We start from the raw sequence: 9413 nt of genomic DNA on the forward strand, positions 1-9413 counted from the left end.
TACCACGCAAGCACTGGTGATACTGGCTCGCAAACTCGCTCGAATCGTATTCGCCCTACTGAAAGGGCAGAGCGAATACCAACCGAAAGCAGGTTGAGGCTTCCCCTCAACCATAGAATCTCCCACATGAACTGCGCTTAACTGACTGGCATTTGGGCAAGCCCCCTCACCACAGTTCGCTTAACTGAGGAGTAATGGCGCTACGCCGTTGCTCCTGCCAGTTGCTTTTTCGGTTGCTGCCAGGATTCGCTGGCGGTCTGGTCCATTGCTTCCTGGATCGCCCGTTTGCGGGTGGCTTCGGCGCGGCGGCTGAAATACCAGACCATGAAGGTCACGATCGATACCGCCAGCAAAATCAGACTGGCCACGGCGTTGATCTCGGGCTTCACCCCCAGCCGCACCGCCGAGAACACTTCCATCGGCAAGGTCGTCGAACCCGGGCCGGAGACGAAGCTCGCCAACACCAGGTCATCCAGCGACAGCGCAAAGGACATCATGCCGCCCGCCGCCAGTGACGGCGCGATCATTGGAATGGTGATCAGGAAAAACACCTTGAACGGCTTGGCCCCGAGGTCCATGGCCGCTTCTTCGATGGACAGGTCCAGCTCGCGCAGGCGGGCGGAAACTACCACCGCCACATAAGCGGCACAAAAGGTGGTGTGGGCGATCCAGATGGTGACGATGCCACGCTCCATAGGCCAGCCGATCAACTGCGCCATGGCCACGAACAACAGCAACAGCGACAGACCGGTGATCACTTCCGGCATCACCAGGGGCGCAGTCACCAGACCACCGAACAAGGTCCGGCCCTTGAAACGCGTGACGCGAGTCAGCACAAACGCCGCCAGGGTCCCCAGCGCTACGGCGGCAATCGCGGTGTAGCAGGCGATTTCCAGCGAGCGCACCACCGAGCCCATCAGTTGCGAGTTGTCGAGCAGCCCGGCATACCACTTGAACGACCAGCCACCCCACACCGTCACCAGCTTGGAGGCGTTGAACGAGTAGATCACCAGGATCAGCATCGGCAGGTAGATGAACGACAGGCCGAACACCAGCATCATTTTTGAAAAACCGAAACGTTTCATCCCCGTGCCTCCATCTCTTTGGCCTGGCTGCGGTTGAACAGCAGAATCGGCACAATCAGGATCAACAACATCACCACCGCCAAGGCGGACGCCACCGGCCAATCGCGGTTGTTGAAGAACTCTTGCCACAACACACGGCCGATCATCAGGGTTTCCGGGCCACCCAGCAGTTCCGGAATCACGAACTCGCCGACCACCGGAATGAACACCAGCATGGCGCCTGCGATGATCCCGTTCCTGGCCAGCGGTACGGTGATTTTCCAGAAGTTGTTGAAGTTGCTCGAACCCAGGTCCGAGGCGGCCTCCAGCAGGCTCTGATCGTGCTTGACCAGGTTGGCGTACAGCGGCAGCACCATGAACGGCAGGTAGGCGTAGACCACCCCGATGTACACCGCGGTGTTGGTGTTGAGGATTTCGATCGGGTGGTCGGTCAGCCCGGTCCACATCAGAAACCCGTTGAGCAAACCGTTGTTGCTGAGGATGCCCATCCATGCATAGACGCGGATCAGGATCGCGGTCCAGGTCGGCATCATGATCAGCAACAGCAGGACGTTCTGGGTTTCCTTGTTGGCCTTGGTGATCGCGTAGGCCATCGGGAAGCCGAGCACCAGGCACATCAGCGTGCTGAAAAACGCGACCTTCAACGAGCCGAAGTAAGCCGAGATGTACAACTCATCCTGGGTCAGCAGCGAGTAGTTGCCGAGGTTCAGCAGCAGCTCGAATTTCTGCTCGGCGAAGGTGTAGATCTCGGAGTAGGGGGGAATGGCCAGCGCCGCTTCCGAGAAGCTGATCTTCATCACCAGAAAGAACGGCAACAGGAAAAACAGGCACAGCCAGAGGAACGGAATCCCGATGACGAGCTTTCGACCACTCGGCATCAGCCGCAGGAACTGCTGATTGAGTGTGTTCATGAGCGCAGTACCACGCCGCTGTCGTCTTCCCACCACACGTAGACCTTGTCGTCCCAGGTCGGACGCGCGCCACGGCGTTCGGCGTTGGCCATGAACGACTGCACCACCTTGCCCCCAGGCAGCTCGACGTAAAACACCGAGTGGCCGCCGAGGTAGGCGATGTCATGCACCTTGCCCTGGGACCAGTTGTAGCGGGTCTCGGGTTGGGTGGTGCTGACCAGCAGTTTTTCCGGGCGGATGGCGTAGGTGATCGACTTGTCCTGCACCGAGGTGCTGACGCCATGGCCGACGTAAATCTTCTGCTCCAAATCCTTGCTGTGAATGATCGCGTGACCCTCAAGGTCTTCCACGACCGTGCCATCGAAGGCGTTCACGTTGCCGATGAACTCGCAGACCATGCGGCTGACCGGCGCTTCATAGATGTCCACCGGGCTGCCGATCTGCGCGATCCAGCCCAGGTGCATGATCGCGATGCGCTGGGCCATGGTCATGGCCTCTTCCTGATCGTGGGTCACCATCACGCAGGTCACGCCGACGCGCTCGATGATCTCGACCAGTTCAAGTTGCATCTGCGAGCGCAGCTTTTTATCCAGCGCGCCCATGGGCTCGTCGAGCAGCAGCAGCTTCGGCCGCTTGGCCAGGGAACGGGCGAGGGCCACACGCTGACGCTGACCGCCGGACAACTGATGGGGTTTGCGCTTGGCGTACTGGGTCATGTGCACCAGGCGCAGCATCTCTTCGACGCGGGCGTCGATTTCGCTGGCGGGCAAACGGTCCTGCTTCAAGCCGAAGGCAATGTTCTGCGCGACCGTCATGTGCGGGAACAGCGCATAGGACTGGAACATCATGTTGATCGGCCGTTCATACGGCGGCATGTCGGTGATGTCGACTCCGTCGAGCAGAATCCGGCCTTCGGTCGGGCGCTCGAAGCCGGCGAGCATGCGCAGCAGCGTCGATTTGCCCGAGCCGGAACCGCCGAGCAGGGCGAAGATTTCCCCTTGATGAATCTCAAGCGAGACATCGTCCACCGCGGTGGTTTCGTCGAACTTCTTGGTGACTCGGTCGATTTTCACCAGCACCTTTTTCGGTGCCTGGTGACCTTCAAGAGCCTTCCTGTAGATGCTGGAGGCGTTTGCCATGTGAAACTCCCAACAGGTTTCAGTCGTCGGGCCAACGCGGCCTGACTTAAGAGTGGATTGCAAACCTGAGCCGTGTGGTACCAGTCAATTCGGCGCCGATTCCCTGTGGGAGCGGGCTTGCTCGCGAAAGCGGTGTATCAGGCAGCATCAATGTCGACTGACACTCCCTCTTCGCGAGCAAGCCCGCTCCCACCCTGGAATTGCGTTTGACTCACTGGCATCGCCCGGCCCGGGCTTATTCGGCACCGCCGTCCTGGCTGCCTGTTCGTACTTGTTGTTATTGCAGTGTGTTGTTTCGCAAGTCACGGACGCGCAAAGGCACGCCCGCCAGACTCACGGGGGCAGTAAATTGATGTTTTAGGTCAGCGGGTTTTACGCAGCGCGGCCCGTCGTCGGCACGCCTCACCAAACGCCTGGAAAATACTCAAATAAGGAGGATTCGAAAGCACCTGCCATTCCGGGTGCCACTGCACACCGACGGCGAAGGCCTTGCTGTGCTCGACCGAGATCGCCTCGATCAAACCGTCCGGCGCCACCGCTTCCGAGCGCAGGCCGGGCGCCAGTCGATCGATGCCTTGACTGTGAATCGAATTGACCTGGAACTCCTGCGGCAGATCCAGCGCTTCAAACACGCCGCCCGGTTGCACCGTCACCCCATGCGCCGGAGCGTACTGCACCGCCAGTTCCGGACTGTCCGCTTCGCGGTGATCGAGCATGCCCGGCAGTTCATGCACCTTCTGATGCAGGCTGCCGCCAAACGCGACGTTCATTTCCTGGAAGCCGCGGCAGATGCCGAGCACCGGAACACCGACGGCGATGGCTGCACGCAATAAAGGAAGGGTGGTGGCATCCCGCGCCGGATCGTGATCCGTGCCGGGGACGCTGTCCGGGCCTTGATAGTGGAAGGGTTCCACATTCGAGGGCGAGCCGGTCAGCAACAGACCGTCGAGCTGCGCGAGCAGGTCCTCGATGTCGGTCAGATCGCCTAAGGAAGGAATGACCACTGGCAATCCTGAAGCCGCGACGCTGACAGCACGCAAGTACTTGTCGCCGCTGACGTGGTAAGGGTGCAGGCCAATCTGTTTGACGCACGCTGTAACGCCGATCAATGGCTTGAGTGCCATTTTTATCACCTCGAAGTTTCACACTTGAACGAGCTTTTCCGGAGCTTAGCCTTGTTGATTTTAATTAACAACTCTCATGTAAAAAATTCTAAACGCCGCACGTCTGATCTTCAGGATTTACGCGGTGTGCAAGACTGATCTGGCACTCTCGCGCCCAAGAAAGGCCCGAAAATAAAGGTTGAGAGGCCAAGTGTTCGCTATTGACTTCACTTTGCCGTTCGGGTTGACTGGGCTCGCAACAAGGTAGTGAACATAATAATTAACAGCTAATAGGTGCATCATGTCGGTCCCTCTGCGTACCGTTCAACTCAACGAAGCAAACGCATTCCTTAAGAAATATCCTGAGGTTTTGTACGTCGACCTTCTGATTGCGGATATGAACGGTGTGGTGCGCGGCAAGCGCATCGAGCGCACCAGTCTTCATAAGGTCTACGAAAAAGGCATCAACCTGCCGGCGTCCCTGTTTGCTCTGGACATCAACGGTTCTACGGTGGAAAGCACCGGCCTGGGTCTGGACATCGGCGACTCAGACCGAATCTGCTTCCCCATCCCTGATACGCTCAGCATCGAGCCCTGGCAGAAGCGCCCGACCGCGCAACTGCTGATGACCATGCACGAACTCGAAGGCCAGCCGTTCTTCGCTGACCCTCGTGAAGTGCTGCGTCAGGTAGTGAGCAAGTTCGATGCAATGGGCCTGACCATCTGCGCCGCGTTCGAACTCGAGTTCTACCTGATCGACCAGGACAACGTGAACGGTCGTCCGCAGTCGCCACGCTCGCCGGTGTCCGGCAAACGTCCGATCTCGACCCAGGTGTACCTGATCGACGACCTCGACGAATACGTCGACTGCCTGCAAGACATCCTCGAAGGCGCGAAAGAGCAGGGCATTCCTGCCGACGCCATCGTCAAGGAAAGCGCCCCGGCGCAGTTCGAAGTGAACCTGCACCACGTCAACGACCCGATCAAGGCCTGCGACTACGCGGTGTTGCTCAAGCGTCTGGTTAAGAACATCGCCTACGACCACGAGATGGACACCACCTTCATGGCCAAGCCGTATCCGGGCCAGGCGGGCAATGGTCTGCACGTGCACATTTCGATTCTCGACAAGGAAGGCAACAACATCTTTGCCAGCGAGGATCCCGAGCAGAACGCCGCACTGCGTCACGCGATCGGCGGTGTGCTCGAGACCCTGCCGGCGCAGATGGCCTTCCTGTGCCCGAACGTCAACTCGTACCGTCGTTTCGGCGCACAGTTCTACGTGCCGAACTCGCCGACCTGGGGCATCGACAACCGTACTGTGGCGGTACGTGTGCCGACCGGTTCGCCGGACGCGGTGCGCATCGAACACCGGGTTGCCGGCGCCGATGCCAACCCTTACCTGCTGATGGCGTCGGTCCTGGCCGGTATTCACCATGGCCTGACCAACGAAATCGAACCGGGCGCACCCGTCGAAGGCAACAGTTACGAGCAAAACGAGCAGAGCCTACCGAACAACCTGCGCGATGCCCTGCGCGAGCTGGACGACAGCGAAGTCATGTCGCGCTACATCGACCCGATGTACATCGACGTGTTCGTGGCGTGCAAGGAAAGCGAGCTGGCCGAGTTCGAGAACTCCATCTCGGACCTTGAGTACAACTGGTACTTGCATACCGTCTGATGCGGCACCCCCCGATCAACTGTGGGAGCGACGGTGCGACGATTCGACCTGCTCGCGAAGGCGTCGGCACATTTAACACTGATGTCGTCTGGCACACCGCTTTCGCGAGCAGGCTCGCTCCCACAGGGAATTTTGTGGCGTACACAGGCTCTGCGACACAGCTGATCAACTGTGGGAGCGGGCTTGCTCGCGAAGGCGGCGGCACAGTCAACATTGATGTCGCCTGACACGCCGCTTTCGCGAGCAAGCCCGCTCCCACAGGGGATTGTGTTGTTCTGATACTTGATTGGTCGGCTTTAGTCCGACGACTACTTATTCCTCTGCGTCGAGTCACAACCATGACAAACACTCGCAGCGACTGGGAACAACGCTTCCAGTCCCTAACAATAGAAAGCCGCGCCTTCATCGACGGCCAATACCGCCCGGCACTCAGCGGTGACACCTTTGAATGCATCAGCCCGGTCGACGGCCGCTTCCTGGCCAACGTCGCCAGCACCGACGAAGCCGACGCCAACGCCGCGGTCGCCATCGCACGGCAGACCTTCGAATCCGGCATCTGGGCGCGATTGGCACCCGCAGAACGCAAGCGCATCCTGATCCGCTTCGCCGACCTGATCCTGGCCAACCAGGAAGAACTGGCCCTGCTCGAAACCCTCGACATGGGCAAACCGATCAGCGATTCGATGAACATCGACATCCCGGCGACCGCCAACGCGATCCGCTGGAGCGCCGAAGCCATCGACAAGATCTACGACGAAGTCGCCGCCACACCCCACGACCAACTCGGCCTCATCACCCGCGAACCCGCAGGCGTCGTCGCCGCCATCGTGCCGTGGAACTTCCCGCTGATCATGGCCAGCTGGAAGTTCGCCCCCGCCCTGGCAGCAGGCAACTCGTTCATCCTCAAGCCTTCGGAAAAGTCGCCACTGACTGCGCTCCGCATCGCCCAGCTGGCGCTGGATGCAGGCATCCCCAAAGGCGTGTTCAACGTCCTCCCGGGTTACGGTCACACCGTCGGCAAGGCGCTGGCGTTGCACATGGACGTCGACGTACTGGCCTTCACCGGCTCCACCGCGATCGCCAAGCAACTGCTGATCTACGCCGGGCAAAGCAACATGAAACGCGTCTGGCTCGAAGCAGGGGGCAAGAGCCCGAACGTGGTGTTCGCCGACGCGCCGGACCTGCGCGCGGCAGCACAAGCGGCGGCCAGTGCCATCGCTTTCAACCAGGGCGAAGTCTGCACCGCCGGTTCGCGCTTGCTGGTCGAGCGCTCGATCCGTGAGCAGTTCATCCCGTTGCTGGTCGAAGCGCTGCAAGCCTGGAAACCGGGGCATGCACTCGACCCGCAAACCACCGTCGGCGCCGTCGTCGATCAGCGCCAACTGGACAACGTGCTGCGCTACATCCAGGTCGGCAAAGACCAGGGCGCGCAACTGATCGCCGGCGGCAGCCGCACCCTCGAAACCACCGGCGGCCTGTACGTGGAACCGGCGATCTTCGACGGCGTGACCAACGCCATGACCATCGCCCGGGAAGAAATCTTCGGCCCGGTGCTGTCGCTGATCACCTTCGACACCTTCGATGAAGCGCTGGCGATTGCCAACGACAGCATCTTCGGCCTGGCCGCAGGTGTGTGGACCAGCAACCTGAGCAAGGCCCACACCTTCGCCCGCGGCCTGCGCGCCGGCAGCGTCTGGGTCAACCAGTACGACGGCGGCGACATGACCGCGCCGTTCGGCGGATACAAGCAGTCGGGTAACGGTCGGGACAAATCGCTGCACGCGTTCGACAAATACACCGAACTCAAAGCGACCTGGATCAAGCTCTGACACCTCTACAACGGCGGTCGCCGGCAGGTGCCAGCGACCATCGGAGAATTTTATGAAGCAAAGCTCTGTTAAACAAAAGCATGTAAACAGCTACTACGCCGCCACCCGCAACTTCACCGGCGATTTCCCGGTGCTCGAACAAGCGGTGGATTGCGACGTCTGCGTGATCGGCGCCGGCTACACCGGCCTGTCCTCGGCCCTGTTCCTCTGCGAGGCCGGCTACAGCGTCACCGTACTCGAAGCCGCCAAAGTCGGTTTCGGCGCCAGCGGTCGCAACGGCGGCCAACTGGTCAACTCCTACAGCCGCGACGTCGACGTGATCGAAGAACGTTACGGCGACAAAACCGCCGAAGTCCTTGGCAGCATGATCTTCGAAGGCGCCGACATCATCCGTCAGCGCATACAACACTACGACATCCAGTGCGACTACCGCCCGGGCGGCATCTTCGCCGCGCTGAACAAAAAGCAGCTCAAAGGCCTGGCCGAGCAGAAAAGCAGCTGGGAACGCTACGGCAACAAAAACCTGAAAATGCTCGACGCCGCGGACATCAAGCGCGAAGTAGGGTGCGACAACTACGTCGGCGGCCTGCTCGATATGCAGGGCGGCCACATCCACCCGCTGAACCTGGCCCTCGGCGAAGCCTCGGCCATCATCGGCCTCGGCGGCAAAATCTACGAACAATCCGCCGCCGTGGAAATCACCTACGGCGAACCGATCACCGTACGCACCGCCAAAGGCCTGGTCCGCGCCAAATACCTGCTGATCGCCGGCAACGCCTACCTGCCGCAAGACCTCGACAACCGCGTCACGCGCAAAAGCATGCCCTGCGGCTCGCAAATCGTCGTCACCGAACCCTTGTCCAAGCAAGTCGCGCGCAACCTGATCAAAAACAACTACTGCGTCGAAGACTGCAACTACCTGCTCGACTACTACCGCCTCACCGCCGACAACCGACTGCTCTACGGCGGCGGCGTGGTCTACGGCGCCCGCGAACCGGACGACATCGAGCAACTGATCAAACCGAAAATCCTCAAGACCTTCCCGCAACTCAAGGACGTGAAGATCGACTACCGCTGGACCGGCAACTTCCTGCTGACCATGTCGCGCATGCCGCAATTCGGCCGCATCGAAAAAAACGCCTACTACATGCAAGGCTACAGCGGCCACGGCGTCACCTGCTCACACCTGGCCGGCAAACTCATCAGCGAAATGATCCGCGGCGACGCCGAACGCTTCGATGCTTTCGCCTCCTTGCCGCACATGCCCATGCTCGGCGGCCGCACCTTCCAGGCCCCGCTGACCGCCATGGGCGCCGCGTACTACGCGCTGCGTGACCGGTTCGGCATCTAACCAACGCACCGGCGGCCACCCCCAAACCTGGCCGCCGACACCGCAACGCCGCAATCCCTGTGGGAGCGGGCTTGCTCGCGAAAGCGGTGTGTCAGGCGACATCAATATTGACTGGGCCGCCGTCTTCGCGAGCAAGCCCGCTCCCACAGGGGATTGGCTGTGTGCTCCGCCTCTGCAAACACCACCCATCAAATGTGGGAGCGGGCTTGCTCGCGAAGAGGCCATATCAGCCACCATCAATCCCACCGACACACCGTCATCAAAACATGCCAACCCCCCCCAATCCCCGCCACCACCACACCCCCCCCTGTAGGAGC

General features: G+C 60.4%; 7 protein-coding genes. 3 read left to right on the forward strand and 4 right to left on the reverse strand.

Annotated elements, in window-relative coordinates; all coding sequences use genetic code 11:
* Positions 1–200: 200 nt before the first annotated feature.
* The 4 genes from F8N80_RS30755 to F8N80_RS30770 all read right to left on the reverse strand — a co-directional run bounded on the left by F8N80_RS30755 (position 201) and on the right by F8N80_RS30770 (position 4259).
* Positions 201–1085: an ABC transporter permease subunit gene (locus tag F8N80_RS30755; protein ID WP_150748970.1), complete on the reverse strand. Its 885-nt coding sequence runs from the start codon at positions 1083–1085 to the stop codon at positions 201–203.
* Positions 1082–1963 carry an ABC transporter permease subunit gene (locus F8N80_RS30760; protein ID WP_191633008.1) on the reverse strand — a complete coding sequence of 294 codons (882 nt, stop codon included), beginning with the start codon at positions 1961–1963 and terminating at the stop codon, positions 1082–1084. The genes F8N80_RS30755 and F8N80_RS30760 overlap by 4 nt, the downstream gene beginning before the upstream one ends.
* A gap of 29 nt (positions 1964–1992) precedes the next feature.
* Positions 1993–3135: an ABC transporter ATP-binding protein gene (locus F8N80_RS30765; RefSeq protein ID WP_150748968.1), complete on the reverse strand. Its 1143-nt coding sequence runs from the start codon at positions 3133–3135 to the stop codon at positions 1993–1995.
* 362 nt (positions 3136–3497) lie between these two features.
* Positions 3498–4259, reverse strand: a complete 762-nt coding sequence (locus F8N80_RS30770; protein WP_150785329.1) for a gamma-glutamyl-gamma-aminobutyrate hydrolase family protein — start codon at positions 4257–4259, stop codon at positions 3498–3500.
* Between the two features lie 280 nt (positions 4260–4539).
* Between F8N80_RS30770 and F8N80_RS30775 the strand changes: the two genes are divergently transcribed.
* From F8N80_RS30775 to F8N80_RS30790, 3 genes are all read left to right on the forward strand, one after another.
* On the forward strand, positions 4540–5916 hold the full coding sequence (locus F8N80_RS30775) for a glutamine synthetase family protein (protein WP_150748966.1): 1377 nt from the start codon (positions 4540–4542) through the stop codon (positions 5914–5916).
* Positions 5917–6254: 338 nt separating this feature from the next.
* Positions 6255–7745, forward strand: coding sequence for an aldehyde dehydrogenase (locus tag F8N80_RS30785; protein WP_150785330.1), 1491 nt, complete (start codon positions 6255–6257; stop codon positions 7743–7745).
* Positions 7746–7797: 52 nt separating this feature from the next.
* Positions 7798–9096, forward strand: coding sequence for an NAD(P)/FAD-dependent oxidoreductase (locus tag F8N80_RS30790; RefSeq protein ID WP_150785331.1), 1299 nt, complete (start codon positions 7798–7800; stop codon positions 9094–9096).
* The last annotated feature ends 317 nt before the right edge of the window (positions 9097–9413 follow it).

The sequence above is a fragment of the Pseudomonas fluorescens genome (assembly GCF_902497995.1).
Classification (GTDB): Bacteria; Pseudomonadota; Gammaproteobacteria; order Pseudomonadales; family Pseudomonadaceae; genus Aquipseudomonas; species Aquipseudomonas fluorescens_BK.